This is a genomic window from Bradyrhizobium sp. Arg816 (assembly GCF_029989365.1).
Lineage (GTDB): Bacteria > Pseudomonadota > Alphaproteobacteria > Rhizobiales > Xanthobacteraceae > Bradyrhizobium.
The window spans coordinates 97,036-122,598 of sequence record NZ_JAPRAQ010000024.1 but is presented as its reverse complement, the minus strand read 5'-3'; the positions used below and the strand labels follow the sequence as shown (position 1 = coordinate 122,598).

The 25,563-nt window shown below is 64.6% G+C and carries 27 protein-coding genes and 1 pseudogene; 17 read left to right on the top strand and 11 right to left on the bottom strand.

All coding sequences use genetic code 11. The features are described from left to right. Positions 1 to 94: 94 nt before the first annotated feature. Positions 95 to 907: an SDR family oxidoreductase gene (locus OWC48_RS37230; protein ID WP_282524449.1), complete on the top strand. Its 813-nt coding sequence runs from the start codon at positions 95 to 97 to the stop codon at positions 905 to 907. A 57-nt stretch (positions 908 to 964) separates the two neighbouring features. Here the strand turns inward: OWC48_RS37230 and OWC48_RS37225 are convergent, their stop codons facing one another. Beyond that, positions 965 to 1,330 (bottom strand): nuclear transport factor 2 family protein, encoded by a 366-nt coding sequence (locus OWC48_RS37225; RefSeq protein ID WP_282524448.1) that lies wholly within the window; start codon positions 1,328 to 1,330, stop codon positions 965 to 967. Between the two features lie 100 nt (positions 1,331 to 1,430). Between OWC48_RS37225 and OWC48_RS37220 the strand changes: the two genes are divergently transcribed. From OWC48_RS37220 to hemC, 3 genes are read left to right on the top strand one after another with little or no spacing between them, the layout of a single operon-like run. Then, positions 1,431 to 2,021 carry a TetR/AcrR family transcriptional regulator gene (locus OWC48_RS37220; protein WP_282524447.1) on the top strand — a complete coding sequence of 197 codons (591 nt, stop codon included), beginning with the start codon at positions 1,431 to 1,433 and terminating at the stop codon, positions 2,019 to 2,021. Positions 2,022 to 2,074: 53 nt separating this feature from the next. Continuing rightward, positions 2,075 to 3,700: a GMC family oxidoreductase gene (locus OWC48_RS37215; RefSeq protein WP_282524446.1), complete on the top strand. Its 1,626-nt coding sequence runs from the start codon at positions 2,075 to 2,077 to the stop codon at positions 3,698 to 3,700. Between the two features lie 24 nt (positions 3,701 to 3,724). Beyond that, the gene (hemC, locus tag OWC48_RS37210; protein WP_282524445.1) at positions 3,725 to 4,705 is read left to right on the top strand and encodes a hydroxymethylbilane synthase; all 981 of its coding nucleotides are present in this window, start codon (positions 3,725 to 3,727) and stop codon (positions 4,703 to 4,705) included. 118 nt (positions 4,706 to 4,823) lie between these two features. Here the strand turns inward: hemC and hemE are convergent, their stop codons facing one another. Next, positions 4,824 to 5,858: a uroporphyrinogen decarboxylase gene (hemE, locus tag OWC48_RS37205; RefSeq protein ID WP_282524444.1), complete on the bottom strand. Its 1,035-nt coding sequence runs from the start codon at positions 5,856 to 5,858 to the stop codon at positions 4,824 to 4,826. Between the two features lie 108 nt (positions 5,859 to 5,966). Here hemE and OWC48_RS37200 point away from each other — a divergent pair, with 108 nt between their 5' ends. Beyond that, the gene (locus tag OWC48_RS37200) at positions 5,967 to 6,182 is read left to right on the top strand and encodes a hypothetical protein (RefSeq protein ID WP_282524443.1); all 216 of its coding nucleotides are present in this window, start codon (positions 5,967 to 5,969) and stop codon (positions 6,180 to 6,182) included. Between the two features lie 187 nt (positions 6,183 to 6,369). Next, positions 6,370 to 8,274 carry a diguanylate cyclase domain-containing protein gene (locus tag OWC48_RS37195; protein ID WP_282524442.1) on the top strand — a complete coding sequence of 635 codons (1,905 nt, stop codon included), beginning with the start codon at positions 6,370 to 6,372 and terminating at the stop codon, positions 8,272 to 8,274. Between the two features lie 10 nt (positions 8,275 to 8,284). On the opposite strand, the gene OWC48_RS37190 is transcribed toward OWC48_RS37195, so the two are convergent. Together OWC48_RS37190 and OWC48_RS37185 are read right to left on the bottom strand one after the other, a co-directional pair. After that, positions 8,285 to 8,503 (bottom strand): SlyX family protein, encoded by a 219-nt coding sequence (locus OWC48_RS37190; protein ID WP_063985210.1) that lies wholly within the window; start codon positions 8,501 to 8,503, stop codon positions 8,285 to 8,287. Further along, a complete protein-coding gene (locus OWC48_RS37185; RefSeq protein WP_282524441.1) occupies positions 8,493 to 9,260 on the bottom strand; it encodes a rhodanese-related sulfurtransferase in 768 nt (255 codons plus the stop codon). Before OWC48_RS37185 ends, OWC48_RS37190 begins: the two co-directional genes overlap by 11 nt. Before the next feature lie 220 nt (positions 9,261 to 9,480). Between OWC48_RS37185 and ggt the strand changes: the two genes are divergently transcribed. Together ggt and OWC48_RS37175 are read left to right on the top strand one after the other, a co-directional pair. Further along, positions 9,481 to 11,067 carry a gamma-glutamyltransferase gene (gene ggt, locus OWC48_RS37180; RefSeq protein ID WP_282524440.1) on the top strand — a complete coding sequence of 529 codons (1,587 nt, stop codon included), beginning with the start codon at positions 9,481 to 9,483 and terminating at the stop codon, positions 11,065 to 11,067. A 71-nt stretch (positions 11,068 to 11,138) separates the two neighbouring features. Then, positions 11,139 to 11,603 (top strand): FKBP-type peptidyl-prolyl cis-trans isomerase, encoded by a 465-nt coding sequence (locus OWC48_RS37175; protein ID WP_282524439.1) that lies wholly within the window; start codon positions 11,139 to 11,141, stop codon positions 11,601 to 11,603. 114 nt (positions 11,604 to 11,717) lie between these two features. Here the strand turns inward: OWC48_RS37175 and OWC48_RS37170 are convergent, their stop codons facing one another. Then, complete coding sequence (locus tag OWC48_RS37170) at positions 11,718 to 11,936, bottom strand: CsbD family protein (protein ID WP_282524438.1); 219 nt, start codon at positions 11,934 to 11,936, stop codon at positions 11,718 to 11,720. 128 nt (positions 11,937 to 12,064) lie between these two features. Between OWC48_RS37170 and OWC48_RS37165 the strand changes: the two genes are divergently transcribed. The 3 genes from OWC48_RS37165 (at position 12,065) to OWC48_RS37155 (ending at position 13,671) form a co-directional block, all read left to right on the top strand. Beyond that, positions 12,065 to 12,577 (top strand): cupin domain-containing protein, encoded by a 513-nt coding sequence (locus OWC48_RS37165; protein WP_282524437.1) that lies wholly within the window; start codon positions 12,065 to 12,067, stop codon positions 12,575 to 12,577. 133 nt (positions 12,578 to 12,710) lie between these two features. Next, positions 12,711 to 13,139, top strand: coding sequence for a VOC family protein (locus OWC48_RS37160; protein WP_282524436.1), 429 nt, complete (start codon positions 12,711 to 12,713; stop codon positions 13,137 to 13,139). A gap of 43 nt (positions 13,140 to 13,182) precedes the next feature. Next, on the top strand, positions 13,183 to 13,671 hold the full coding sequence (locus OWC48_RS37155) for a VOC family protein (RefSeq protein ID WP_282524435.1): 489 nt from the start codon (positions 13,183 to 13,185) through the stop codon (positions 13,669 to 13,671). A 129-nt stretch (positions 13,672 to 13,800) separates the two neighbouring features. On the opposite strand, the gene OWC48_RS37150 is transcribed toward OWC48_RS37155, so the two are convergent. Beyond that, entirely contained in the window at positions 13,801 to 14,958 is a 1,158-nt protein-coding gene (locus OWC48_RS37150) for a hypothetical protein (RefSeq protein WP_282524434.1), read from the bottom strand. Between the two features lie 2 nt (positions 14,959 to 14,960). After that, positions 14,961 to 15,662, bottom strand: coding sequence for a FecR domain-containing protein (locus tag OWC48_RS37145; protein ID WP_063985207.1), 702 nt, complete (start codon positions 15,660 to 15,662; stop codon positions 14,961 to 14,963). Positions 15,663 to 15,713: 51 nt separating this feature from the next. Between OWC48_RS37145 and OWC48_RS37140 the strand changes: the two genes are divergently transcribed. Next, positions 15,714 to 17,144: a phospholipid carrier-dependent glycosyltransferase gene (locus OWC48_RS37140; RefSeq protein WP_282524433.1), complete on the top strand. Its 1,431-nt coding sequence runs from the start codon at positions 15,714 to 15,716 to the stop codon at positions 17,142 to 17,144. Positions 17,145 to 17,201: 57 nt separating this feature from the next. Here the strand turns inward: OWC48_RS37140 and OWC48_RS37135 are convergent, their stop codons facing one another. Beyond that, entirely contained in the window at positions 17,202 to 17,843 is a 642-nt protein-coding gene (locus tag OWC48_RS37135) for an OmpA family protein (RefSeq protein ID WP_282524432.1), read from the bottom strand. Positions 17,844 to 18,310: 467 nt separating this feature from the next. Here OWC48_RS37135 and OWC48_RS37130 point away from each other — a divergent pair. The 3 genes and pseudogenes from OWC48_RS37130 (at position 18,311) to OWC48_RS37120 (ending at position 21,597) form a co-directional block, all read left to right on the top strand. Beyond that, positions 18,311 to 19,718 (top strand): annotated as a pseudogene (locus tag OWC48_RS37130) (caspase family protein). A 251-nt stretch (positions 19,719 to 19,969) separates the two neighbouring features. Then, a complete protein-coding gene (locus tag OWC48_RS37125; protein ID WP_282524431.1) occupies positions 19,970 to 20,215 on the top strand; it encodes a hypothetical protein in 246 nt (81 codons plus the stop codon). Between the two features lie 218 nt (positions 20,216 to 20,433). Next, positions 20,434 to 21,597, top strand: a complete 1,164-nt coding sequence (locus OWC48_RS37120) for a winged helix-turn-helix domain-containing protein (RefSeq protein ID WP_282524430.1) — start codon at positions 20,434 to 20,436, stop codon at positions 21,595 to 21,597. A 127-nt stretch (positions 21,598 to 21,724) separates the two neighbouring features. Here OWC48_RS37120 and OWC48_RS37115 read toward each other — a convergent pair whose 3' ends face one another. Next, a complete protein-coding gene (locus tag OWC48_RS37115; protein WP_282524465.1) occupies positions 21,725 to 22,153 on the bottom strand; it encodes a DUF2809 domain-containing protein in 429 nt (142 codons plus the stop codon). Between the two features lie 77 nt (positions 22,154 to 22,230). Between OWC48_RS37115 and OWC48_RS37110 the strand changes: the two genes are divergently transcribed. Further along, the gene (locus OWC48_RS37110; RefSeq protein ID WP_282524429.1) at positions 22,231 to 23,562 is read left to right on the top strand and encodes an MFS transporter; all 1,332 of its coding nucleotides are present in this window, start codon (positions 22,231 to 22,233) and stop codon (positions 23,560 to 23,562) included. A gap of 100 nt (positions 23,563 to 23,662) precedes the next feature. On the opposite strand, the gene OWC48_RS37105 is transcribed toward OWC48_RS37110, so the two are convergent. Both OWC48_RS37105 and OWC48_RS37100 read right to left on the bottom strand, forming a co-directional pair. Next, complete coding sequence (locus OWC48_RS37105; RefSeq protein WP_282524428.1) at positions 23,663 to 24,016, bottom strand: type II toxin-antitoxin system PemK/MazF family toxin; 354 nt, start codon at positions 24,014 to 24,016, stop codon at positions 23,663 to 23,665. Further along, positions 24,013 to 24,204 carry an antitoxin MazE family protein gene (locus OWC48_RS37100; protein ID WP_282524427.1) on the bottom strand — a complete coding sequence of 64 codons (192 nt, stop codon included), beginning with the start codon at positions 24,202 to 24,204 and terminating at the stop codon, positions 24,013 to 24,015. Before OWC48_RS37100 ends, OWC48_RS37105 begins: the two co-directional genes overlap by 4 nt. A gap of 209 nt (positions 24,205 to 24,413) precedes the next feature. On the opposite strand from OWC48_RS37100, the gene OWC48_RS37095 reads away from it, so the two are divergent. Then, positions 24,414 to 25,520: an efflux RND transporter periplasmic adaptor subunit gene (locus tag OWC48_RS37095; protein WP_282524426.1), complete on the top strand. Its 1,107-nt coding sequence runs from the start codon at positions 24,414 to 24,416 to the stop codon at positions 25,518 to 25,520. The last annotated feature ends 43 nt before the right edge of the window (positions 25,521 to 25,563 follow it).

Genomic DNA, 25,563 nt, shown 5'->3' with positions numbered 1-25,563 from the left:
AATCGCCGCTTATATGACATTTGAGACGCGAAGATTCAACCGTATCTGTCCTCCCGAGCGCTCGATCCTGAGCGGCTACGGAAGGAAGACATCCATGAGCAGTCCCAAAGGTACCGCCCTGATCACCGGGGCATCGTCCGGCATCGGCGCGGTCTATGCCGATCGCCTCGCCAGGCGCGGCTACGACCTGATCCTGGTCGCGCGCAACCAGCAGCGGCTGAATGCGGTCGCCGACAAGCTTCGCGGCGAGACCGGCCGCCAGATTGCGGTGTTGCCGGCTGATTTGAACGAGAAGGCCGGCCTCGCCAAGGTCGAGGCGGTGCTGCGCGACGACCCCGGCATCACCATGCTCGTCAACAATGCCGGCATCGGCTCCGTCGCGTCGATCCTGCAGGCCAACGTCGACACGATGGAGGCGATGATCGATCTGAACGTCACTGCGCTCACCCGCCTGACCTATGCAGCCGCCCCGGCATTCGTCGCGCGCGGCACAGGCACGATCATCAACATCTCCTCGGTGGTCGGCATCGCGGTCGAGGCGCTCAACGGCGTCTACAGCGCGTCGAAATCGTACGTCCTCAGCTTCGGTCATTCGCTGCAGAAGGATCTGGCAGAGAAGGGCGTGCGCGTGCAGACGGTGCTGCCCGGCGCGACCGCGACCGAGTTCTGGGACATCGCCGGCTATGCGCCGCAGAAGACGTCCGAGATCACCATGTCGGCCGAAGACTGCGTCGATGCGGCGCTGGTCGGCCTCGACGCCGGCGAGCTCGTGACCATTCCCGGCCTGCACGAGGAGGCGTTGTGGACCCGCTGGGAAGCGGACCGTCGGGACATCTCCCCGAAATTCCGGAATGCGAAACCCGCGCCGCGTTATGGCCTTGCATCGCGCAGTGCCAGCGCCCGCTAACGTTTGCGGAGAGTTGGCCCGCAAGCAATTGCGGGCCAGCATCATCAATTACCCGGCTCACCGCCCCAGCTGCTTCGGATCGTAATAGAACCTCTCTTCGATCAACTGATCGCCCCGCCAGGTCTGCCACGCGATCTCATCCAGCGTTCGGATGACGCCTTCCGCGTTGGTGAAGCTGAACGTCCAGCGCGTCGCGACATTGTCACCCTCGATCAGGCTCGGCCCGATGCGGACCGCCTTCACCTCCCTGGAGGCCGCCAGCACGCCGCGCTCCTTGGCGACGAGCTTGTCGCGGCCGATCGTCGGGGCGGCGTTGTTCTCATAGGTCGCGGCATCCGGCGTGTAGTACTGCTCGATCGCTTCGACAAACTCCCCATCTTCCAGCCGCTTGGCAAAGGCTTCGACGACGTCACGGCTCGGCATGGCGCACCTCACGATTAAAACCGACTGATAGTCGGTAAATACCGACCGGTAGTCGAAAAGTCAACTGGCCGCCAGTTCCCGATTGGATTAGACGAGGGACATGGCGAAGCAGGCGGAACGGCGGGCGGCAACGACGGAGGCGATCCTGACGGCGGCGCGCCGCCTGTTCGGGACGCAAGGATTTTCCGCCACCACCATGGACGAGATCGCGGAGGCAGCCCTCATCGCCAAGGGCGCGGTCTATCACCACTTCAAGACCAAGGAGGCGGTGTTCGAAGCCGTGTTCGATCAGGTCTCGCGTGACCTCGTTGCCGAGATCGATGGCGCAGCGCGTGCCGAGAAGGACGTGCTGGCCGCGATGGTCGCCGGCACGCAGCACTATTTTGCCGCGACCGCCAAGGGTCCGACCGGCCAGATCATCTTGCGCGATGGACCCGCCGTGCTCGGCTGGGAGCGGTGGCGCGAAATCGACGCAAAACACTTTGGCGGCAAGATGCCGCGCGCACTCGCGGTGGCCATGGAGGCGGGGCTGATCGCAAAGCAGCCGGTCGAGCCGCTGGCGCGGCTGCTGCTCGGCGCGGTGACGGAGGCTGCGGTCGCCTGCGCCGGGCGCGCGGATATCGCAAGGGCTGGGGCGGAATATGCCCGTGCGTTCAAGTCGCTGGTCGAGGCGCTGCGTCTGCGCGCATGATTGTGCTAAGTCACGACAACGGAAACGCTCACCAACAAAAAGAATCGTAGCGCATGAACGCAAATTCCTCCCTCGCTCCGTCCGATCCAGAATTCGATTACATCATCGTCGGCGCCGGCTCCGCCGGTTGCGTGCTCGCCAACCGGCTCTCCGCGAACGGCAAGCACAGCGTGCTGCTGCTCGAGGCGGGCCCAAAAGATTCCAACATCTGGATCCACGTGCCGCTCGGCTACGGAAAGCTGTTCAAGGAAAAGACTGTCAACTGGATGTATCAGACCGAGCCGGAGCCCGAGCTGAAGGGCCGGCAGGTGTTTCAGCCGCGCGGAAAAACGTTGGGCGGTTCGAGCTCGATCAACGGCCTGCTCTATGTCCGCGGCCAGCACGAGGATTACGATCGCTGGCGTCAGCACGGCAATGCCGGCTGGGGCTATGACGACGTGCTGCCTTATTTCAAGAAGGCCGAGAACCAGACGCGCGGCGCCGATCAATATCACGGCAGCGGGGGACCGCTGCCGGTCTCCAACATGGTCGTGACCGATCCGCTGTCGAAGGCGTTCATGGACGCCGCGGTCGAGACCGGTCTGCCCTACAATCCCGATTTCAACGGCGCCACGCAGGAGGGCGTCGGCCTGTTCCAGACCACGACGCGCAACGGCCGGCGTGCCTCGACGGCGGTGGCCTATCTCGGACCCGCGAAGACGCGCGGCAATCTCAAGGTCGAGACCGAGGCGCTCGGCCAGCGCGTGCTGTTCGAGGGACGCCGCGCGGTCGGCGTCGAATACCGGCAAGGCGCAACCGTGCGCCGCGCCCGCGCGCGCAAGGAGGTCGTGCTGTCGAGCGGTGCCTACAACTCGCCGCAGCTTCTTCAGCTCTCCGGCGTCGGCCCGGCCGATCTCTTGCGCAAGCACGGCATCGATGTCGTGCTGGACGCGCCGGGCGTCGGCCACGATCTCCAGGACCACATGCAGGTCCGCATCGTGATGCGCTGCTCGCAGAAGATCACGCTCAACGACACCGTCAATAATCCGTTCCGCCGCACGCTGGCCGGCGCGCGCTATGCGCTGTTCCGGAAGGGGTGGCTGACGATCGCGGCCGGCACGGCCGGCGCCTTCTTCAAGACGAACCCGCGCCTCGCTTCGCCCGACATCCAGGTGCACTTCCTGCCGTTCTCGACCGACAAGATGGGGGAGAAGCTGCATGATTTTTCCGGCTTCACGGCGTCGGTGTGCCAGCTCCGGCCCGAAAGCCGCGGGACCTTGCGCATCAAAAGTGCGGATCCGACCGTGCCGCCGGAGATCCGCATCAACTACATGTCCTCCGAGACCGATCGCACCACCAACGTCGAAGGCCTGAAGATCCTGCGCAAGATCCTGAACGCGCCGGCGCTGAAGCCGTTCGTTGTCAACGAGTACGATCCCGGGGCGAAGGTATCCACGGACGGAGAGCTGCTCGATTATTGCCGCGACCGCGGCAGCACCATCTACCATCCGACCTCGACCTGTCGTATGGGCAATGACGCGCTCGCGGTGGTGGACCAGCGGCTGAAGGTGAGGGGGATCGAAGGCCTTCGCATCGTCGACGGTTCGATCATGCCGGACCTCGTGTCGGGGAACACCAACGCGCCGATCATCATGATCGCCGAAAAGGCCTCCGACATGATATTGGAGGATGCGCGCTAAATCCGCGCGAGAAGGAGCAGACGGTTGGCTACGCGACTGAAGATCGGCACACGCAAGAGCGCGATGGCGCTGGCGCAGACGGAAGAGATCGCGCGCCGCCTGACCGCCGCCATGCCCGATCTCGAAGTCGAGATCGTCAAGTTCGACACCACGGGCGATCTCGACCAGACCAGCAAGCTGCTGCCGCATGGCGGCAAGGGCGGCGCCTTCGTGGCGCAGATCCGCGCTGCCGTGTTGTCGGGCGAATTGCAGGCGGCGATGCATTCGCTGAAGGACATGCCCGGCAACGAGGACACGCCCGGCCTCGTCATCGGCGCTACGCTATCGCGCGATCCCCCGAGTGACGCACTGGTGCTGCGCGATGGCGTGACGCTGGAAGCGCTGCGGCAGTCGCGCGGCAAGGGTTTCAAGATCGGCACCAACGCCGTGCGCCGCGCCGCCTATGCGCGGAGATTATTCCCCGAGATCGAGGTGATCCACTTCCGCGGCGCCGCCGATACGCGCGTGCGCAAGCTGGACAATGGCGAGATGCAGCGCCTGCCGGATGGCGGCGCGGTGGGACCGGCAGATGCGCTGATCATGGCGCGCTCGGGTCTCGATCGCGTTGGCCTTTCCAGTCGCATGGCCTACGAGTTCACCGCAGCGGAAATGCTGCCTGCCGCAGGGCAGGGCATCGTCGCCGTGGAATGCGCCGCGCAGGACTGGCAGACACGGCAGATCCTGGCATCGATCGACGATCCCTCTGCGCACGCTTCTGCCGATGCCGAGCGCGAGGTGCTGTGGGTGCTCAACGGCCATTGCAATTCGCCGGTGGCGGGTTTTTCGACCATCGCAGGCGATCAGATGTCGCTGACGGCGTCCGTACTCGACCTCTCCGGCAACACCATCATCGAAGCCTCGCGCACCGGCCCCGCCAACCACCCGCGCGAGCTCGGCCGTGCGGTAGGATTGGATCTGCTGACGAAGGGCGCCGCCGAGATCATCGAGCGCAGCCGGCCGTGCTAAATTTTGAGAGCGCAGTACCTGCAGCACCCGTCATTGCGAGCGTAGCGAAGCAATCCAGGCTGTCACCGCGGAGAGATTCTGGATTGCTTCGCTGCGCTCGCAATGACGGCGCGGAGCCTCAGCCCCGCACGCGCTTCAGCATCTGCTCGACATGGGCGATCGGCGTTTCCGGCTGGATGCCGTGGCCGAGATTGAAGATGAAGCGCCCTTGCGCAAAGTTCGCCAGCACGTTGTCCACCGCGCGATCGAGCGCGGCGCCGCCTGTGATCAGCACCAGCGGATCGAGATTGCCCTGCACGGCGACGCGGCTCTGCACACGCTCGCGGATGAAGGCCGACTCGGCGGTCCAGTCGATGCTGACGGCATTCACGCCGGTCGCCTCGACGTAACCGGGCAATTGCGCGCCGGCCCCGCGCGGGAAGCCGATGATCTTCGCATCGGGCACTTTGGCGCGCACGCCCTCCACGATCCGCCGGGTCGGCTCGACCGACCAGCGCGCGAACTCGGCCGGCGGCAGCACGCCGGCCCAGGTGTCGAAGATCTGCAACGCATCGGCACCAGCTGCGAGCTGCGCCAGCAGATATTCGATCGAGTTGTCCACGAGCACGTCGATGATTTGCGCAAACGCCTCCGGATGCCGGTAAGCCATCATCCGCGCCGGCGCCTGGTCGGGCGTGCCCTGGCCGGCGACCATGTAGGTCGCCACCGTCCACGGCGCACCGCAGAAGCCGATCAGTGCGGTCTGGGGATCGAGCGCGCCGCGCACGAGCCTGAGCGCCTCGAACACCGGTTTGAGCTTGCTGAAGTCGCCGTGTGCGGCGAGCGTCGCGACTTTTGCGGGATCATCCAGCGGCTCCAGCCGCGGACCCTCGCCCACCTCGAACCGCACGGAACGGCCGAGCGCATAGGGGATCACCAGGATGTCGGAGAAGATGATCGCCGCATCGAAGCCGAACCTGCGGATCGGTTGAAGCGTCACTTCGGCGGCAAGCTCCGGATTGAAGCAGAGATCGAGGAAGCCGCCGGCCTTGGCGCGCACCTCGCGATATTCCGGCAGATATCGCCCGGCCTGCCGCATCATCCACATGGGCGGGGTAGCCTGGCGCTGGCCGGAGAGCACGTCGATGAAGGGCTTTGTCGCAGACTGGGGCACGGACGGTCCTATCAAGATTGAAGTTCCTGATACACTGCCGAGGGCCTGAGCGGAACAGTGGAACCAGCGCAAATGCGCCGCGTTGACCTCCCAATCGAGGAGGACTCCATGGCTGAGACATTCAATCCCGCGCCGCACGACAAGCACGCCGATGATCTTGGCAAGGCGCTGGCCGCCGATCGCCATACCAAGCTTGAAGCCGGGCTGGAGGACAGTTTCCCTGCGTCCGATCCCGTCAGCGCTGCACAGCCGACACCATCGAAGGCCGATGCGGATGCCGACAATCCTTCGCTCTGGGACAAGGTTAAGTCGATCTTCAGCTAAGGCCGATGTTCGGCGAGCGCAGCGGCGCCGGTTTCCGATAGGGTCGCTAACGCATTTTTAGCGATCCAGCGACGCTCCAGTCCGTAGGAGTACGGGAAAACCCGCATAACGCTGCGAATGTCGGCAAGCGTTTCAGGGTTCAATAACAGAAGCGGTGGAAGTTCCGGCGATCGGAGATTTCTGCCGCATGACCGTCGCCTCACAAAGAGCCGGATGGAGCCGCCTGCCGTTGCGCGCGGCGGCGTTCGTCGTGCTCACTTGCGCGACCATCCTCGGCGTCAGCGGCTGGCGCGAGTGGGCCGCGCGCGATGCCGTGCTCAAGGGCGCCGAGACCGAGATGGCGAATGTTGCGCGCTCGTTGACGCAGCATGCGGAGGACAGCCTCGACCTGCTGGATTCCGGCGTCGTCGGCGTCGTCAGCCGGCTGGAGATGGACGGCGCCGAACCCGCCACGATCGCCAAGCTCAGGAATTTGCTGGAGGCACGCAAGAAGGCGATCGCGCGCATTCACAGCCTTGCCATCATCGACGACCAGGGCAACTGGTTGACCTCGCCGGGCACGATCGGCTCGACGCTCAGCGACGACGCTTTCTTCCGTCATCACCAGCTGTCCCCGAAACGGGAGCCTCATGTCGGCCATCCGGTGCGGAGCCAGCTCGATGGCGAATGGGTCGTCACCCTGTCGCGCCGCTTCAACAAGCAGGACGGCAGCTTCGGCGGCGTCGTGCTTGCGACCATCAGCGCGAACTATCTCGCGCATTTCTACGAGCAGTTCGAGCTCGGCCGCAACAGCTCCGTGGCGCTCGTGCATGGCGACGGCATGATCATCGCGCGCAATCCAAGCAACGACAGGTTCGTCGGCCGCAGCGTCGCCGACACCCCGCTATTCCGCGACGCGAGCCTGCAGCAGCCGGGCGGCGCATACCATTTCAGGTCGCCGCTGGACGGCGCCGAGCGCGTCAGCTTCTTCAAGCGCTCTGGCCGTTATCCGCTCGTCCTGCTTGCCATGGTCGACAAGGCCGAGCTGCTGGCGCCCTGGCGCGCCGCGGCGATCTCCCGCATGCTCTACGTGCTCGCGCTGGTCGTGCTGATCGCGGTCATCGGCGCGGTGCTGGTGCGGCATTTGCAGCGGGGCCAGCGCATGGCCGCGGCCCTGGTCGAGAAAGAGGCGCATTTCCGTCTGCTCGCGGAAGGCTCCAGCGACATGGTGACCCGCATCGGGCTCGACGAGCGGCTGCGCTATGTCTCGCCCTCGTCGGTCCGCGTCGTCGGCTGGCGGCCCAATCAGCTGATCGGAACGCCGGCGCTCGCCGGCATCCATGCGGATGATCGCCCGCAGGTCCAGGCGCTCGTCGATGCCTTGAAGCGTGGCGAAAAGGACGAGGCGCGCGTCACCTATCGCAACGCGCACCGGCAAAACTCGGAAGTCTGGCTCGAATCGACCATGCGGGTGACGCGCAAGGAAAATGGCAACGTCGACGGCGTGGTCGCGATCTCGCGCGACATCACCGAGCAGAAGAAGCTGGAGACCAGGCTCGAGACGCTCGCGATCGAGGACAGCCTCACCGGGCTCGCCAACCGCCGCCGCTTCGACGAACGGTTGAAGGAGGAATGGGCGCGCGCCTATCGCGACCGCTCCAGCCTCGCTTTGCTGATGATCGACGTCGACCACTTCAAGGCCTACAACGACGAATACGGTCACCCTGCGGGCGATGCCTGTCTGCGCGTGGTGGCGAAGGTCATCGCGGCCGAGATGCAGCGCGCCGGAGATCTGGCTGCGCGCTATGGCGGTGAGGAATTCGCCATGCTGCTGCCGAACACCGATGCCGCCGGCTGCGCGCGGATCGGCGAGCGGATCCGCCGGGCGATCCGCGAGGCGGGCCTCGTCCACAGCACCAATCACGCGTCGGGCTGCGTCACCGCTTCGCTCGGCGGCGCGGCCTGCCGGCCCGCGCTGGAACGCACCGCCGGTGTGGGCTCGCTCATCGAGGCTGCCGATCAGGCGCTCTACGCGGCGAAGCAGGGTGGGCGCGACCGCCTGATGATGTCGGTCGAGGTGGCGAGCCTGCTGCCGAAGGCGGCAGGGCTGTAGCTCATCATCCTCAATAATGCGGCGGCGGCTCGTTGGCGGGGCCCGGCGCATTCGTCTCGGCTTCCTGAAGTCGCTCGCCGAGCTCTGCGATCTTCCGCGTCAGCGCGTCGATCTGCTTCCACTGCGCGGTGATCGTCTGGTTGAGCGTCTCGATCGTATCGTCCTGATAGGCGATGCGTGTCTCCAGCGTGTCGATCCGCTCGCCCAGCGTCTTGATGTCACTCGTCACGGCCGTGCCCCAATGCTTGTTCGCGGTGGCCCCGTTCGCGCAAGCCATGACCGAGTGCGACGCGCTCGTCGAATACAAAACATTCACCGCGCCAGCGGCTCTGCGCCTCCGGCACCTCTTCCAGATATTTGAGAATACCGCCCTTGAGGTGATAGACCTCGGCAAAGCCGCGCGCGAGCAGATGCGCGCTCGCCTTCTCGCAGCGGATGCCGCCGGTGCAGAACATCGCGATCCTGCGGTGCTTTGCCGGATCGAGCTGCTCGGCGGCAAAATCCTTGAACTGGCCAAAGCTCTTGATTTCAGGGTCGACCGCACCCTCGAACGTGCCCATCGCGACCTCGAAGGCGTTGCGCGTGTCGAGCACCAGCGTGTCGGGTGCTGCGATCAGCGCGTTCCATTCGGAGGCCTCGACGTAGGTGCCGACCTGCCGCGTCGGATCGGCGGCCTCGTCGCCGAGCGTGACGATCTCCTTCTTCAGCCGCACCTTGAGCCGGCCGAACGGCATCGCCTCGGCGGTCGAGAATTTCAGCTCGAGATTGTTCAGCCGGCCGCCGAACAAGGCGCCGTGCGCGAGCTCGTGGACGAAGGCGTCGATCGCCTCGGGCGCACCCGCAATCGTGCCGTTGATACCTTCCTGGGCGAGCAGCACGCTGCCCTTGAGCGCGAGGCCCGCGCAGAACGCGCGCAACGGCTCGCGCAACGCGCGGTAATCGGGCAGGGCGGCGAATTGGTAAAAGGCGGCGACCTTGTGGATCATGGCGGCTCGTTTAGCAGGCGGCCGCCGCCCAGAAAACCCGCATGGCCCCGGACAGCCAAAGGTCTATACGCCCAGCGGATGGCAGCCATTTCGCTGGTATGCCAGCATTGCCCCGGCGGGCCGGAATGTGTCATGTAGGCCCGGTTTTTCCGAGACGGCGCGACCTCCGCGTCGACGGCCCAAGAGCGCCTTGAGCGAGCCCTGAGAAAGCAAAACTTCGATGAGAAACTTCCATTTCCCCGGCAGGTCCACCGTCCACGCCACCAACGCGATGGTCGCGACCTCGCATCCGCAGGCCTCCCTGGCCGCGATCGAGGTGCTGCGCGAGGGTGGCACGGCGGTGGACGCGGCGGTGGCGGGTTCGGCGCTGCTCGGCGTGATCGAGCCGCAATCGACCGGCATCGGCGGCGACTGCTTTGCGCTGATCCAGCCGCGCGGCGAGGGCAAGATCATCGCCTATAACGGCTCCGGCCGGGCGCCGAAGGCGGCGAACGCCGACTGGTATCTCGAGCGCAAGATCAACTCCGTGCCGCTGACCTCGGCGCATGCGGTCTCGATCCCCGGCGTGATCGACGCCTTCGCGACCGTGCTGCGCGATCACGGCAAGTTCGGCTTCGACCGCCTGCTCCAGCCCGCGATCAAGGCCGCGGAAGAGGGCTACGTCGTCGCCCCCCGCATCGCCTTCGACTGGAAGAACCAGTTCGAGAAGCTGAAGGGTGGCACCAACACCGTGCGTTACCTGTTGCCGGGCGGCAAGCCGCCCGTCGCCGGCGACGTCATCCGCCAGGCCGAGCTCGGCAAGACGCTGCGCGCGATCGCCAAGGACGGCCGCGATGCCTTCTACAAGGGCGCGATCGCGGAGGACATGGTCGAGACCCTCAGGGGGATCGGCGGCCTGCACACACTCGACGATTTCGCCGCCCACACCACCGAGACGACGACGCCGATCGGCACCAATTACAAGGGCTATGACGTCTGGCAGTGCCCGCCGAACGGCCCGGGCGTCACCGCGCTCTTGATGCTCAACATCCTGTCGCGATTCGACCTGACCAAGTACGCGCCGCTCAGCATCGAGCGCTTCCATCTCGAAGCCGAGGCCGCGCGCATCGCCTACATGAATCGCGAGATGCATGTCGCCGATCCCGAGCATATGAAGATCGACATCGCCGAAATGCTCGCGAAGGGCTTTGCCGACGAATACATCAGCAAGATCCGCATGGACGGCATGCTCGACCTGCCGAACGTCGCGCCGCCGATGAATCCCTCGACCATCTACATCACGGTCGTGGACAAGGACCGCAACGTCTGCTCGTTCATCAATTCGATCGCGCATTCCTTCGGCTCGGCGATCGTCTCGAACAAGACCGGCGTGCTGTTGCAGAACCGCGCCGGCGGCTTCCGCATCCAGCCCGGCCATCCCAATTGCATCGCCGGCGGCAAGCGTCCGCTGCACACGATCATGCCGAGCCTCCTCAGCAAGGGCGGCCGCTCCGTGATGCCGTTCGCGGTGATGGGCGGACAATATCAGCCAGTCGGCCAGACCCACGTCGTGACCAACATCCTCGACTATGGCTGCGACGTGCAGGAGGCGATCGACATGCCGCGCGGTCTGCACTACGAGGGCCAGTACCAGCTCGAGGACAGCGTGCCTGCCGATATCGTCGAAGGCCTGAAGAAGCTCGGCCACAAGACCACCAGCGTGGTCGGCCCGCTCGGCGGCGCGCAGGCGATCTGGATCGACTGGGACAAGGGCACGCTCACCGGCGGTTCCGATCCGCGCAAGGACGGCTGCGCGCTGGGCTATTGAGCGGGGTCTGAGGGCTGGAAACGATTGCTTCGTTGCGCTAGACACCTTCCGCCTCAAACGGAAGGTCTCTTATGCAGCGTTTCCAGCGCGCACTCCTCGCCATCATGTCGGCACTTGCGATCACCGTGATCGGCAGCGTGTCGACATTCGTTTCCACCACGGCCTCGGCCCAGACCGCAGGAAAGACCATGACCACAGCTTCAGGCTTGCAGACCATTGATAGCGTTGTCGGCACCGGCGCCTCGCCGAAACCCGGCCAGATCTGCGTGATGCACTACACCGGCTGGCTCTACGAGAACGGCCAGAAGGGCAAGAAATTCGACTCGTCGGTCGACCGTAACGAGCCGTTCGAGTTTCCGATCGGCAAGGGCCGCGTCATCGCCGGCTGGGACGAGGGCGTTGGCACGATGAAGGTCGGCGGCAAGCGCACGCTGATCATCCCGCCGCAGCTGGGCTACGGCGCCCGCGGCGCCGGTGGCGTGATCCCGCCGAACGCGACTTTGATGTTCGACGTGGAATTGCTCGCGGTGAAGTGAGCGAAGGTGATTCCGGGTCTGGTGCTTACGCACCATCCCGGAATGACGGTGCGAATGGACAAAACAAAAAGACCGGCCTTGCGGCCGGTCTTTTCGCTTTCAGATTGACGTGCGTCACTCCGCCGCGCGCTTTGCCGCAGCGGCGGCGCGATCGACTGCTTCCTTCGCAGCGTCCTTGGCGTCGCCCATGGCCTGCTGGCCCTTGCCCTTCACTTCCTGGACCGCACCTTCGCCCTTCAGGCGATCGGAACCGGTGGCTTCACCGATGCCCTGCTTGGCCTTGCCGATGGCCTCGTTGGCGTTGCCCTTGATCTTGTCGCTCGTGCTTCCCATGAAACTCTCCTTCCAGTTGGCTCGCGAAAACAACGCCTGCCGACTACGAGAGTTCCGATTTTGGGTATGGCTTGATTGGCCCGCTTTGGTTAGCTTGCCGCGCACGGAACCAACAGAAAGCAAGTCCCATGACCGGCCATGACCACACGCATTCCCACCATGACCACGATCATGAGGATCGCTGGAAACATGACGGCGTGCGCGTCATTCCCGGCAATCAGCTCGATACCAACGTGCCGTCGACGGCTGGCATGGACCGCGCGGCCGCGATCAATTTCGCGCGCGTCGGCGCGCAGAAATTGTGGGCGGGCACGGTCAGCATCAAGCCGGACGCCAAGACCGGTGCGCATCACCACGGCCATCTCGAAAGCATCATCTACGTGGTGAAGGGCAAGGCGCGAATGCGCTGGGGCGAGAGCCTGCAATTCACCGCGGAGGCCGGCCCCGGCGATTTCATTTTCGTCCCGCCCTACGTGCCGCATCAGGAGATCAATGCCAGCCCGGACGAGGTGCTGGAATGCGTGCTGGTGCGCAGCGACGGCGAGGCGGTCGCGATCAATCTCGACATCGAGCCGGTCGAGAAGCCCGAGACCGTGCTGTGGATCGACCCCGTGCACCGGGATCCCAACGAGAAGAAGTAAAGCTGCCCGGGGCCACCACGGGGTTCGGTGCGACAGAACCTCGCAGATCAGGGTCTGAAAAATATCCGGAAGCCGTGTCGGATGGCCGCCGGGCCATCCGTCCTTGGGCAGAACCCGCCCCAAGGAGCTTTCGATGCCCAGGATGATCTTCCTCAATCTGCCGGTGACCGACCTCAAGCGCGCGACTGCCTTCTACGAGGCGATCGGTGCCGTCAGGAACCCGCAATTCAGCGACGACACGGCGAGCTGCATGGTCTTCTCCGAGACCATCTTCGCCATGCTGACGACCCACGACAAGTTCCGGCAGTTCACGCCGAAGCCGATCGCGGATGCAAAGATCTCGAACCAGGCGCTGTTCTGCCTGTCCGCGGACAGCCGCGACGAGGTCGACGATATCGTCGGCAAGGCCGAAATGGCGGGCGGGGTGGCCGATCCCAGCCCGAAGGATGAGTACAGCTTCATGTACGGCCGCAGCTTCGAGGATCCGGATGGTCACATGTGGGGTGTGAACTGGATGGACATGGCAGCCTTTGCCGCGCAGTCCGACATGGCGAACGCCTGATCGAAGCCCCCGAACATCGACAATCTGAAGAGGAGCATTCACGATGTCCAAGCTCGTGCCCTGCATGTGGTTCAACGGCGATGCCGAGGAAGCCGCGAAGTTCTACGTCTCGCTCGTTCCGAACTCGGAGATCTCCCACGTCCAGCGCAACGTTTCGGACGGCCCGTCCGGCAAGGAGGGCTCCGTGCTCGTCGTCGAGTTCACGGTGGCCGGGCAGCCGCTGGTCGCGCTCAACGGCGGCATGAAGATGGAGTACACCCACGCGCTCTCGCTGATGATCCATTGCGACGATCAGGCCCAGGTCGACAGCGTCTGGAGCGCGTTCCTTGCTCATGGCGGCAAGGAGCAGCAGTGCGGCTGGATCAGTGATCGCTGGGGCGTATCCTGGCAGGTGGTGCCGAAGGTGATGTTCGAATTCCTGTCGAGCCCAGACAAGGCTGCGGCTGCGCGCGCGATGCAGGCCATGATGAAGATGGTCAAGCTCGATGTGGATGTCTTGCGTCGCGCGTTCGAGGGCAAGTCGGCGGCGTGACGTCAACACAGGTGCCGTAGGGTGGGCAAAGGCGCGTAGCGCCGTGCCCACCATCTTGCGATACCGAGAGAATAGGTGGGCACGCTGTCGCTTTGCCCACCCTACGAGACTGTGTCTCGTCGAGGCGTCTTAGTAATTAATCCTTAGCCCCACGCCGCCATGGATGGTGTTCCCCACCGGCTGCGGGCCCAGCGTGCCGTTGGCGAACAGGTCGACGATCCAGCCCTTCTGCACGCGGAAGCCGAGGCGGCCGCCATATTCGAACCAGCCCTGGTCGCCCATGGTCGGCACCACCACGCCGTCGCCGGTCACGGTGGCGACGATGCCGCTATGGCTGGCGAAGGACTGCACCCAGCCGCCATTGATGTTGGTCTCGATGTTGCTGCCGAAGAGGTGCGTCCACTGGCCGCCGATCTTGACCAGGCTGGTACGGTCGGTGCCGGTCGCAATGGTGGCGTCGAACGGATTGAACGCCACGGCGCTGTCCGAATAGCCGGAGACGCGCTGCCAGAGCTGCCAGACTTCGATCGAGGCCGCGAATTCGTCGCGCGGGGACACGCGGCTCATCCAGCCGGCACGGCCAAAGACGGCGTAGTTCGACGCGTTGGTCGAGCCCGTGACGCTCACCGGCCCGAGGCTGGTGTTGTAGCTGCGGGTGTAGCGCGCCTTCTCCCACGGCGTCAGGATGGTGCCGACGTCGAAGAACGGACGCGACGAGCCCCAGTCGGTGAAGTCATAACGCAGAGCGAAGGCGCCGATCGGCGCGCTGGTGATGTTGTAGCCGCCCTCGCTGTATTGCGTGTAGGCGATGCCGGCGAGCAGCGACAGGTTGTTGGTCAGCTCCTTGCGGCCGTGAATGCCGGCCGAGAACGAGCCGGCCGAGCCGAATGCGCTGATGCAGTCGCTGCAATTGACCTGCTCGTTGACGCCGAGCAGCACCGTGCCGAGCACCCGGTTGGTGATCATCTGGTTGAAGCGCTGGTTGGCGAGGCCGCCGATCGAATTGCCGCTGGAGTCCGCGCCGGTCGGGCCCGACGGTGGAGGCGGTGGATAGGGGCTCGGCGAGGACGACGGATAGGGGCTTGGCGAAGGCGAGGGGGTCGGTGTGGGTGTCGGCGACGGCGACGGTGAATAGGTCGGGGACGGAGAGGGCGTCGGCTCACCGCACGCGGACTCGCAAGTCGCCTGCGCTGCCGCCGCTCGCGCATTGAACGCGAAGAACGCAAACGCAGCGGTTGCGGTCAGCGCGGCGGCGAGGACGAGACGTCTGACGTTTAGTTTCGCCATCATCACCGCCCGCACAGCATGCCGTCGTCGTGGACGGCAGGCGTGATGGTCGGCGAGGCGTCCGCGTACTGGTTGACCGAGCACAGCCCGGCGCTTGCGGCGCAGTTGGCGGCAAAGGTCCAGGGCGGCGTGTTGGTCTTGGTGATGCTGACCTTGCCGCCGGCCGAGGTGATGATTGCGGTGTCGCCGGGCTGGGTGAGCTGCACGCACTGGGAGCTCGTCGTGCAGACGCTGGCGGCGCCGTCCTGGAGCACGACGACGGAGCGGCCGCGCTGGGAGAGAATGTCGAGCGTGGTGCCGCGCACGCCGATGGTCGCGAGCGGTGTCGTGATCTTGTAGGCGGTCTTTTCCGAATGTCCGGTGACGAAACGGAATGCGCCTGTGGTCATGCGGATCGCGACGTCGCGATAGCTGTGCTCGTCGTTGAAGACGGTGCGGTCGAGCTTCAGCGTCGCGCTGGGACCGAGCGAGAGGTTGGTGCTGTCGGCCATGACGAAGCGCGCGGCGCTGTCGGCGCCGGTGCGTACGGTCTCGTCGCGCAGCATGCTGTCGCCGACACTGATCGGCGTCGTGGTCGTGGCCACGCGCACCACGTCGTTCTGGATCACGACGGCTTCGCCGACGCGCGTCTGCGCCTGCGCGCAAGGCGCCGCGCAGACGAGTGCCGACAACAGAGTTGGGAAAAGCCAGAAACGCAAATTCATTTCGCAACCGATCGATATGTCCCTGATCGTACCGGATCGCGCGCGCTTCTGTTGTGGCGAAATTATCACAAGCGGCGCTGGACGTGCGTTATGCTTAGTGACAGTTGCGGCAGAATGCGTTCAATGAAAAGTGCCGTCTTTGTTTTTCTCCGCGGTGAAGCAGATTTGCCACGCAAAATAGCCCCACAGCAGCCGTTCGAATTGCCCGCGGTTCCGAAGGTGTCGCAGAGCGCAGTGATCGCTGTCGCGATTTTCCTGGTCGCGCATCTCGCGCTGCTGATCGGCCTGACGGCGCCGGAGAAGTTCGTCTTCGACGAGGTGCATTACGTGCCCGCTGCACGGCAGATGCTGGCACCCTCGCTGTCGCAACCGATGCTCAACCCGATGCATCCGCCGCTGGCCAAGGAGCTGATCGCGGCATCGATCGCAGCCTTCGGCGACAATGCGCTGGGCTGGCGCTATCCGTCGACCTTGTTCGGCGCGCTCGCGATCGTTGCGATCTATCTGTGCGGGCTCGCGCTGTTCTCCGCGCAAGCGCCCGCGATCGCCGCTGCGGCGATCGCCGGCTTCAACCAGATGCTTTACGTGCAGGCGCGCATTGCCATGCTCGACATTTACGCGCTCGGGTTCGGCCTGCTCGCGATTGCCGCCTTCATGCACGGCTTTCGAAGAGAGCGCCCGCATGCGTTGTTCGCGCTCGCGGGCGCTTTGTTTGGCTTCGCCGCGGCTTGCAAATGGAGCGGCCTGTTTCCGCTCGGCATCTGCATCGTTGTGGTTGCGGTGGTCCGGCTGATGCAGGGCTGGCGCACGCTGTTCGCCGACGCGAAGCCGACCGACTGGTATCGGCCCGATCTCTGGCCCGATCTTCGCGTGCAGCATGTCGCGCTCTGCTTCGCCGTGCTTCCGGCGATGGCATATCTTGCCGCTTTCGTGCCGCTTTACGGAGCGTCGCTGCCGGATCTGATCGAGGCGCAGCGCCGGATATTCGCCGACAACACCACGACCGCGATCGCCGGCCATACCTATATGAGCGCGTGGCCATCCTGGCCGCTGCTCGCGCGCCCGGTGTGGTTCCTGTTCGACAAGACCTCGGAGAACAATGTCTCGGCAATCGTCTTCCTTGGCAATCCGCTGGTCGCGTGGCCGGCGCTGCTCGCGCTCGCCATCGTGCTGCGCGACTTCATCGTCGCGCGCCGCTGGGATGCGTTCCTGATCGCGGCGTTCTATTTCGGCTCCTGGCTCGCCTGGGCTTTGCTGCCGCGCACGCTCGGCTTCCTCTACTATTATCTGCCGGCCGCAACCGTGGCGTCGCTTGCGCTGGTCTATGTGCTGCGACGAGAGGGACTGCCGCGTTGGCTGCTGTGGGCCTATGTCGGGGTCGCGGCGATCGGCTTTGCGGTGATGCTGCCGATCTCGGCGGCCTTCATCGGCACGTCCATGCAGACGTTCAACCGGTTGATGCTGTTCCAGAGCTGGATATGACATCGCCGCCTGCCGGGGTACGGCAGGCGGCGAATGTCGCGCGACGATGAAGCAGTATTACTTGGATGCCGTCGTCTTGGCTTCCATGTTGACAACCTGGACGCGGCGGTTGATCGGGTCGGCGCCGTTGGCGGTGTCCTTCAGCTTGGACTTGCCGTAGCCGACGGTGACGAGATCAGTGCCGTTGAGACCATAGTTCTGCACCAGGTACTTCTTGATGGTGTCGGCGCGCCGTTCGGAGAGGCCTTGATTGTACTCCTCGCCGCCGATCGCATCGGTGTGGCCGGCAACCACGAAGGTCGAGCCCTTCAGCGACGGATCGGACAGCGCCTTGCCGAGCGCCTGCACCGACGGCACCGACGTCTTGGCGATGTCGGCCGAGTTGTAGTCGAACTGGATCTCCAGATCGATCTTCGGCTTGGTCGCGGCGAGCTCGGCGATCTGCTCGCGCTCGCCCGTCGAGAGCGACCGGGTCGAGCGGTTGCGCACGGTGTTCAGGAACGTCGCTTCCTTGGCCTGCGCGGTCGGATCGGCCTGCGGACCGACGGACAGGCCGCGGGTCGCCGGCTTCGGCTTCAGCGCATCCAGGATCTGGTTGGCGGAGACGTTATCGCCGGCGAAAGCCAGGCCCGCGGTCATCGACAGCGCGGCCGTGAGGGTAATCGCCTTCAGTCCAAAAAATTTATCAAAACGGGTCATTGTCGTATCCTCGCTGTTACGCCTGATGGCGATTTGATGTTGCGAGGGTAGGGAAGGTTCAAAGGCCTCGATGTGATGCGGGTCACATTCCAGATGGCCGAAATTGCCCGTGCATCCTAGCGTCGGCGCCGATCGGCATCCATGGCCTGTCGCGCCAGGGCGGTGCCCTGCCACCGGGAAGAACCGCCGTCTCATTCAGCATCGACAGCGGAATGCTGAACCGGCTGGACTCGCCGCCTGAGCAGGTACAATCTTTCGGCCATTGTTCGTGACCAGCCGTATTGCCCGCTGCGTCAGCAGTCCGAAAAGCGACCTTCGCAGCGACTCTCAGCTCGGTTCGAGCAGCAGAAATCCCCGAGTGATCCAGATCACAGTGCGTCGTTGTGAACTGGATCAGATTGCTCTCATCGGATCGGCTCAGGCCGAACCGAGAGCAGCGAGGAAGTTTGGATCAGGGGAGAATGATCATGCGCTTCTTGATCGCAGCAGTTTCAATCGCAGTATTTCTCGTCAGCGGCAACGCGGCGTTCGCGGACAAGCGCGTCGCCTTCGTGGTCGGCAACGCCGCCTACAAGAATGTCCCGCAGCTTCCCAACCCCGCGATCGATTCCAAGGCGATGGCCAGGGTGCTGCGCAATGTCGGCTTCGACGTCGTCGAGGGCGCCAACCTCACCCGCGATGCCATGACGGCGAAGCTTCTGGAGTTCGGCAAGAAGAGCGAAGGCGCCGACGTCGCTGTGTTCTTCTATGCCGGCCACGGCATCGCCGTGAACGGCGTCAACTACCTGTTGCCGGTCGACGCCGACCTGAAATCCGAGATGGACGTCAAGCTCGGTGCGGCGATCAATGTCGACCTCACGCTCGATCAGACCATGTCGGACAGGTGAAGCTCGTGTTCCTGGACGCCTGCCGCGACAATCCGTTCGCGGCAAAGATCCGCTCGGCCAAGGCCACCTGCTCCGTCAACGTCCAGACCGGTCTTGCCGAGATGAAGTCGGGCGAGGGCACGCTGATTGCCTTTGCCACCGGCCCCGGCCAGACCGCGCTCGACGGCGAGGCCGGCACCAACAGCCCCTTCACCCGCGCCCTCGTCGCCAACATTGCCCAGCCCGGGATCGAGATCCAGCAGGCGATGACCAAGGTCCGTGCCCAGGTCAGTGACGAGACCAGCAAGGGGCAATTGCCCTGGGGCACACCAACCTGACCGGAAACGTCTATCTCAATCCGGTTGGCGTGCCGGCCGCGGCCACGACCGATCCGTCGAACGCGCCGGCGTTGGCGGCGGGCAAGCAAGGCTCCGACGTCGAGCTCGAGTTCTGGCGCTCGATCAGGGACTCCAACAAGGTCGAGGAGCTCAACGCCTATCTCACCAGCTATCCCAACGGCACGTTCAAATCGATCGCACTCGCCCGCATCGCGGCGTTGCAGGATGGTCCATCCATCACCACCCGCAACCTCTCGGCCGGGATCGATCCCGCGACCTTTACCGAAGAAGCCAACCAGGTGTCTGAAGACCAGATCGGTCTGGACAAGAACCAGCGCCGCGACGTGCAGCGCCGCCTCACCGGGCTCGGCTTCGACGTCAAGGCGACGGGCAAGTTCGACGATGAGACCCGTTCCGTGATGAGGCGGTGGCAGGCTGCCCGTGGCTATCCCTCGACCGGTTATCTCAACAAGCTCCAGCACAAGGCCCTGCTGTCGGAGATTGTCTCGACCCGCGCGGCCTCCTCCGAACAGGCAGACGACGAGCCGGCGCGTCGCCGGTCCTCCGGCGGTGGCGGCCGGCGCCATTACGGCGGTGGCGGTGCCGGTCCGCCGGGCGGCCCCGGCGGTCTGTTCGGCGGTATGATGGGCGGGTTGTTCGGCCGCCGCTGAGCCGGCAGGCAAGCAACAGGCGGCCCGATCCGGGCCGCCAATTTGTTCCGGAAGCCCTTGCTCACCGATCGTCGCAATGCCGTCGCGCGATGGCCTGCGTGCGAACAAGAATTCGGCCAGTTGCGCGCCTAGCAGGACTCCGCGTCCAATAACCGCCGAGGAAGGGAGCCGAGTTCAGTCCAGTGCCCAGGCCGAGTGATTACCAGTTCTATCGTGGCGGCCCGCCGGATCGAACAGTCTTTCTGAGCTCAATGCCCATCTATGTCGGTGCGGCGATGATCGCGGTGGCGATCCTGCTGTCGACGCTGATCACCGGGCTGACCAGCCGTTACGTCGGCCTCGACGGTCCGAACGACGAGAACATGTGGCTGGTCGACCGCCTCACCGGCAGCGTCTATCGCTGCCAGGCGGAGGGGCGTGGAAGGGCAACCTGCGAGCCTGACGTTGCCACCGGCAGCCTCGGTGACCGGCCCAAGCCGCAAAAGACTGGCCCGTGAGGAAATGGCCATGGCCAACACCAACATGAGCAATGGCAAGATGAAGTGTGCCTGCATGCACTACATGAAGTCGCAGAAGGCCATGTCGATGAAGTAAGGCGCGCGGCGCGCACGGTTCGGCCGCGCTGTCAGCAGTTGGCAGTGCGGCTTTTTCTTGCGAAAGCTTCTTTGGCGTCTCTCTTTTTCCTGGCGCGAATCCGGCTACATTGCCTTCTGCAATGTCACGCGCGCCCAAACCCTTTCCGATCCCAACGACACAGGCCCGGCAGATCTGGCTGCATGCCCAGCGGCTGGACGAGCGTGCGCCGTTCGGGGAGGGGGCGCGCGCGGTGGCGGATGCGATCGCCCATCTCGGTTATGTGCAGATCGACACCATCAACGTCATCGAGCGCAGCCACCACCACATCCTGTTCAGCCGCATCCCGTCCTACCGGCGTGCCGATCTGCGCCAGGCCCAGAGCGTCGACAGGAGCGTGTTCGAATACTGGACCCATGCGCTGTCCTACGTGCCGGCGAACGATTTTCGCTTCTTCCTGCCGGCGATGCGCGAGCACCGGCGCGAGGGGCACAAATGGTACGCCTCGGTCACGCCGGCCGATACGGGCAAGGTGATGCGGCTGCTGCGCGCCGGTCCGCTGACGATCCGCGACATCGAGGACGACGTGCTCACCGAGAAGGAGCATCTCTGGCAGAGCCGAAAGCCCTCGAAGCGGGCTTTGCAACTCGCCTTCTACACCGGCGTCGCGACCGTCAGCGCGCGCCAGGGCATGCTCAAGACCTATGAGCTGATGACGCGGCACTTCGGCTGGGACAAGCTGCCGAAGCCGGCGTCGGCAAGGGACATCACGGCCCATCTGCTCGACCGCGCGCTGCGGTCGCAGGGCGTGGTCAGTCTGGATTCGATCTGCCACCTCGATGCGCCGAGCAAGAAGGCAATCGCTCAGCTGGTCGCCTCACGCGTCCGCCGCGGTGAGCTCGTGCCCGTTGCGATCGAGGGCGCCGGCAAGCAGGAGCATTGGGCCGCGCCTGCGGCGCTGGAGCCGGGTGAGGACGCCTCGCCCGATCTCGTTCACATCCTCTCGCCGTTCGATCCCCTGATCATCCAGCGCAAGCGCACCAATCTGTTCTTCGGCTACAACCATCTGTTCGAAGCCTATGTGCCGAAGGCCAAGCGCAAGCTCGGCTATTTCGCGTTGCCCGTGCTGGTGGGCGACGAGATCGTCGCGGCGCTTGATCTCAAGACCGATAGGCAGGCGAAAAAGCTGTTGATGCAGAAATGGACCTGGGTCGGGCAGGGGAAGAAGACGGCGGGGCGCAAGGAGCTGAAGCGCGTGATCGAGGAGGAGCTCGACCGTTTCGAGCGGTTTCAATTGGCGGAGTGAGGGGCGCTCGCCGTGGCGCCGGTCTCGCAGGATGGGCAAAGCGACTTGTCCGCCGTAGCTCGAAGAGCGAAGGCGGAAGTGTGCCCACCGCTCTCGTTTGCAAAACGGCAAGATGGTGGGCACGGCGCTAGCGCGCCTTTGCCCACCCTACAAGACCATCGACCCAAACGCCGAACGCAATCCCCACCCCATACGCCACCAGATTCCACAGCGAGAATATCCGTCCTAACAGCAGCGCGCCCGCGGTGGTGAGGCGAAACGCGTCGAGCCAGGGCACATGCACCAGCCGGGAGAACTCGACGGCGATCGCGATCGCCACGGCGATGGCTGCAAGTCGGCTCCGTGACATCCCCGGCAGCAACACCCCAACCAGCAGAAACACCATCGTCGCCCACAGCAGCGAGCCGCCATACTTCACGACGAAGGCGGGAAGCCCGAGTGGAAAGCCGTACCAGCGCAACGACAGCCCGCAGGCGATCACGACCAGCGCAAGGGCGGCGCGGATCAGCGATCGCTGCCGCAGCGCAATGGTGTTGACCGGCTGCGACACCTGCATTGCTTCCATTGACTCTTTGCCCACGATGCTGAAAACCGCTCATTAGCCCATAAAAGCAACAACCCCGGGGGGAAGCCATGAGCCAGACCACGACCTATGCCGGTTCCACCGGCTCAGCCAAGTCGGAAATCGAGACCTCGACGATCCGCGCCATCTCCTGGCGCCTGATTCCGTTCCTGGTGCTGGCCTACTTCTTCTCCTATCTCGACCGCGTCAATCTCGGCTTCGCCGCGCTGACCATGAACGCCGAGCTGAAGTTCACGCCGCTGATCTTCTCCTGGGGCGCCGGCATCTTCTTCATCGGCTATTTCATTTTCGAGGTGCCGAGCAATCTGGCGCTGGAAAAGTTCGGCGCGAGCCGCTGGATCGCTCGCATCATGGTGACCTGGGGCATCATCTCGGCGCTGATGGCGCTGGTCAGCGGCGTGACGAGCTTCTACGTGCTGCGCTTCCTGCTCGGCGTCGCCGAAGCCGGCTTCTTCCCCGGCATCATCCTCTATCTCACCTATTGGTACCCGGCCGAGTATCGCGCCCGCTTCCTCGCCGCCTTCGCCATCGCCGTCCCGGTCTCCACCGTGATCGGCGCGCCGGTCTCGGGCCTGCTGCTCGGGCTCGACGGCGCGATGGGGCTGAAGGGCTGGCAGTGGCTGTTCATCATCGAGGGCATCCCCTCGGTGCTGCTGGGCATCGTCACCTGGTTCTATCTCACCGACAAGCCGGAGAAGGCGGACTGGCTCTCGGCCGATCAGAAGGCCTGGCTCAAGTCCAGGCTCGATTCGGAAATCGCGGCCAAGCAGGCGGTGAAGCATCTGTCGCTCGGCGAGGCGCTGTCGTCGCCGAAGGTGATCATGCTGAGCCTGGTCTATTTCGGCTTCGTCGGCGCGCTCTATGGCATGCAGTTCTGGCTGCCGCAGATCGTCAAGGCGTTCGGCCTCACCAACGCCCAGACCGGCTTCGTCACCGCGATCCCGTACCTGTTCGGCACCATCGCGATGATCCTGTGGGCGCGGCATTCGGATGCGACGCGCGAGCGCGTGATGCATGTCGGCGCGCCGCTGCTGCTCACCGCCGTCGCGCTTGCCGCCTCCTCCTATCTCACCGATCCCACCATGACGATGGTGGTGCTCACCGTCGCGGCGATCGGCGTGTTCTGCTGCTTCGGCGTGTTCTGGACCCTGCCGACCGCCTGGCTCTCGGGCACGGCCGCGGCCGGCGCCATCGCGCTGATCAACTCGATCGGCAATCTCGCCGGCTTCGGTGGGCCCTACCTGATCGGCTGGGTCAAGGAAGCCACCGGCCAGACCTCGACCGGCTTGCTGGTGCTGGCCGTCCTGCCCCTGATCGCCGGCATCCTAGTGTTTGTCGGCGGCCATGAGAGCAAGCACGAGTTCGCCGGGCAGGGGCGATAGGCCGCCCGCACCGCTGCGTAGCCCGGATGGAGCGAAGCGAAATCCGGGAGCGCTCGAGCTACAGCCTGCAGGCCCCGGATTGAGCTGCGCTCCATCCGGGCTAATCTGCGCTGGCGCTTCTCTGCGAACCAGCCAGTCCAAGGAACACCAGCACAGCGCGGTTGAGACGCAAGAGGTCGTCATCGTCTAGGCGTCCCACCAACGTTCCTATCTTGGCTTTCGGCACTGTAGTAATCTTGTCGACCATAAGTCGAGACGGAGTTCGAAGGCCGTTGCCGTCGTTTGGCTCGACCTTGAGCCGGAAAAGTGGCGCCTCGGTTTCGCCGGTCGTGAAGGCGCAGACAGTGATGGAGTTCGTGGCGTCAAAGCTGTCGTCCTGCACGATGACGACGGGGCGCGGCTTGCCCGCATAGTCCTTGCCGCCTGCCACCGTCCAGACCTCACCTCGCTTCATTCATCGGTCCAATCGGATACGGCATCGATGAAGCCTTGGTCTTCGGCTTCATGTGAGCTCGTTGCGACCGCAAGTGATTGGCGATGGGCTTCTGATCGGAAGGAGGGCGAGCGGATATCCGGCACCCAGATCTGGATCGGCCGCAGGCCTTGTGCACGCAATCGATCGCGGTGGGCCTGCACCTTCATACGAGACGGCTTGGGCTTTGAAGGGCTCATACGTATTTCCGCTGGTTACATGTAACCCTATCAAGAGATGGTGCGCATTACCAGCGCACAAGGCTCACCCAATCCTTACCACCCCTTAACGATCACGCTTTCCTGATGACTGACGATTATTGACTTTTATCAGTGATTAGTCGACATTCCTCTTATCGCAGTCGCGGGAGTGTCCTCCGATGTTCGTCCGGTCAGTTTTGTCCAGCTATTCCAAGCTCTTGGCGGGTGTGTCGCTGGCCCTGATGGCCGCGGCGCTGGCCGGGTGCAATGACACCGTCGCTGAAAAGGCCGAGCCGCCGCGGCCGGTTCTGGTCGCGACCGCCCATTATGATGCCGAGACGCCGGAGCGCAGCTTCGTCGGCACTGTCAGGCCCCGGATCGAGAGCGATCTCGGTTTCCGCGTGGCCGGCAAGGTTGCCAAGCGTCTGGTCGAGGTCGGCCAGACCGTCGAAATCGGCCAGCCGCTCGCGACCCTCGACGAGGTCGATCTAAAACTCCAGGCCGAGCAGTCCGTCGCCGAGCAGACTGCCGCGACCGGCGTTCTGGCCCAGGCCGCCGCGGCCGAGCAGCGCGCCAAGGATTTGAAGGCCAAGGGCTGGACTACGGATGCGGCGATGGATTCGAGCCGCGCCGCCGCCGATGAGGCCCGCGCGCGTCTTGACCGGGCCGTGCGCTCGGTCGAGCTGACCAAGAATTCTCTTTCCTACGCGACGCTCAACGCCGACGCCCGTGGCGTCGTCACCGCAACGCTGATCGAGCCCGGCCAGGTGGTTGCCGCAGGCCAGACTTCGATCCGTGTCGCCCGCTTTGCCGAGAAGGAAGCGGTTGTCGCGATCCCTGAGACGCTGGTTGGGCGTGCCAAGTCGGGCGCCGCCAGCGTCACTCTTTGGTCGGAGCCGGACAAGAAATATGCGGCCAAGCTGCGCGAGATCGCGCCGACGGCCGATCCGTCGACGCGCACCTATCTTGCAAAGTTCTCGCTGCCCGAGGCCGGCGACAAGGTTTCGCTCGGCATGACCGCGACGTTGACACTGTCGGATGCCGCGACCGAGCGGGTCGCACGGCTGCCGCTGTCGGCGCTGTTCAACGAAGGCGGCAAGCCCTCCTTCTACGTCGTCGACGACAATGGCAGCGTCACGCTCAAGCCGGTCGTGGTGAAGTCCTACGAGAGCAACGACGTCATCATCACCAGCGGTGTCGACGAGGGCGCCAAGATCGTGGCGCTCGGCGTGCAGAAGCTCGATCCGAGCCAGCGGGTGCGGATCGTCTCGTCGCTGTCCTTCTAGAGCTTACGAGTTACGTCGTGTGAGGTGAGTTTCGGCCCAAGCG

Excerpts from the sequence above, each read along its gene's own strand:
- OWC48_RS37125 (WP_282524431.1), top strand. The coding sequence starts at position 19,970 with ATGCCCATCTATGTCGGTGCGGCGATGATCGCGGTGGCGATCCTGCTG.
- OWC48_RS37215 (WP_282524446.1), top strand. The coding sequence starts at position 2,075 with ATGAACGCAAATTCCTCCCTCGCTCCGTCCGATCCAGAATTCGATTAC.
- OWC48_RS37225 (WP_282524448.1), bottom strand. The coding sequence starts at position 1,330 with ATGCCGAGCCGTGACGTCGTCGAAGCCTTTGCCAAGCGGCTGGAAGAT.
- OWC48_RS37230 (WP_282524449.1), top strand. The coding sequence starts at position 95 with ATGAGCAGTCCCAAAGGTACCGCCCTGATCACCGGGGCATCGTCCGGC.
- OWC48_RS37195 (WP_282524442.1), top strand. The coding sequence starts at position 6,370 with ATGACCGTCGCCTCACAAAGAGCCGGATGGAGCCGCCTGCCGTTGCGC.
- OWC48_RS37095 (WP_282524426.1), top strand. The coding sequence starts at position 24,414 with ATGTTCGTCCGGTCAGTTTTGTCCAGCTATTCCAAGCTCTTGGCGGGT.
- ggt (WP_282524440.1), top strand. The coding sequence starts at position 9,481 with ATGAGAAACTTCCATTTCCCCGGCAGGTCCACCGTCCACGCCACCAAC.
- OWC48_RS37105 (WP_282524428.1), bottom strand. The coding sequence starts at position 24,016 with ATGAAGCGAGGTGAGGTCTGGACGGTGGCAGGCGGCAAGGACTATGCG.
- OWC48_RS37155 (WP_282524435.1), top strand. The coding sequence starts at position 13,183 with ATGTCCAAGCTCGTGCCCTGCATGTGGTTCAACGGCGATGCCGAGGAA.
- OWC48_RS37220 (WP_282524447.1), top strand. The coding sequence starts at position 1,431 with ATGGCGAAGCAGGCGGAACGGCGGGCGGCAACGACGGAGGCGATCCTG.
- OWC48_RS37185 (WP_282524441.1), bottom strand. The coding sequence starts at position 9,260 with ATGATCCACAAGGTCGCCGCCTTTTACCAATTCGCCGCCCTGCCCGAT.
- OWC48_RS37160 (WP_282524436.1), top strand. The coding sequence starts at position 12,711 with ATGCCCAGGATGATCTTCCTCAATCTGCCGGTGACCGACCTCAAGCGC.
- OWC48_RS37150 (WP_282524434.1), bottom strand. The coding sequence starts at position 14,958 with ATGGCGAAACTAAACGTCAGACGTCTCGTCCTCGCCGCCGCGCTGACC.
- OWC48_RS37100 (WP_282524427.1), bottom strand. The coding sequence starts at position 24,204 with ATGAAGGTGCAGGCCCACCGCGATCGATTGCGTGCACAAGGCCTGCGG.
- OWC48_RS37115 (WP_282524465.1), bottom strand. The coding sequence starts at position 22,153 with ATGCAGGTGTCGCAGCCGGTCAACACCATTGCGCTGCGGCAGCGATCG.
- OWC48_RS37120 (WP_282524430.1), top strand. The coding sequence starts at position 20,434 with ATGTCACGCGCGCCCAAACCCTTTCCGATCCCAACGACACAGGCCCGG.
- OWC48_RS37135 (WP_282524432.1), bottom strand. The coding sequence starts at position 17,843 with ATGACCCGTTTTGATAAATTTTTTGGACTGAAGGCGATTACCCTCACG.
- OWC48_RS37175 (WP_282524439.1), top strand. The coding sequence starts at position 11,139 with ATGCAGCGTTTCCAGCGCGCACTCCTCGCCATCATGTCGGCACTTGCG.
- OWC48_RS37170 (WP_282524438.1), bottom strand. The coding sequence starts at position 11,936 with ATGGGAAGCACGAGCGACAAGATCAAGGGCAACGCCAACGAGGCCATC.
- OWC48_RS37200 (WP_282524443.1), top strand. The coding sequence starts at position 5,967 with ATGGCTGAGACATTCAATCCCGCGCCGCACGACAAGCACGCCGATGAT.
- OWC48_RS37165 (WP_282524437.1), top strand. The coding sequence starts at position 12,065 with ATGACCGGCCATGACCACACGCATTCCCACCATGACCACGATCATGAG.
- OWC48_RS37110 (WP_282524429.1), top strand. The coding sequence starts at position 22,231 with ATGAGCCAGACCACGACCTATGCCGGTTCCACCGGCTCAGCCAAGTCG.
- OWC48_RS37145 (WP_063985207.1), bottom strand. The coding sequence starts at position 15,662 with ATGAATTTGCGTTTCTGGCTTTTCCCAACTCTGTTGTCGGCACTCGTC.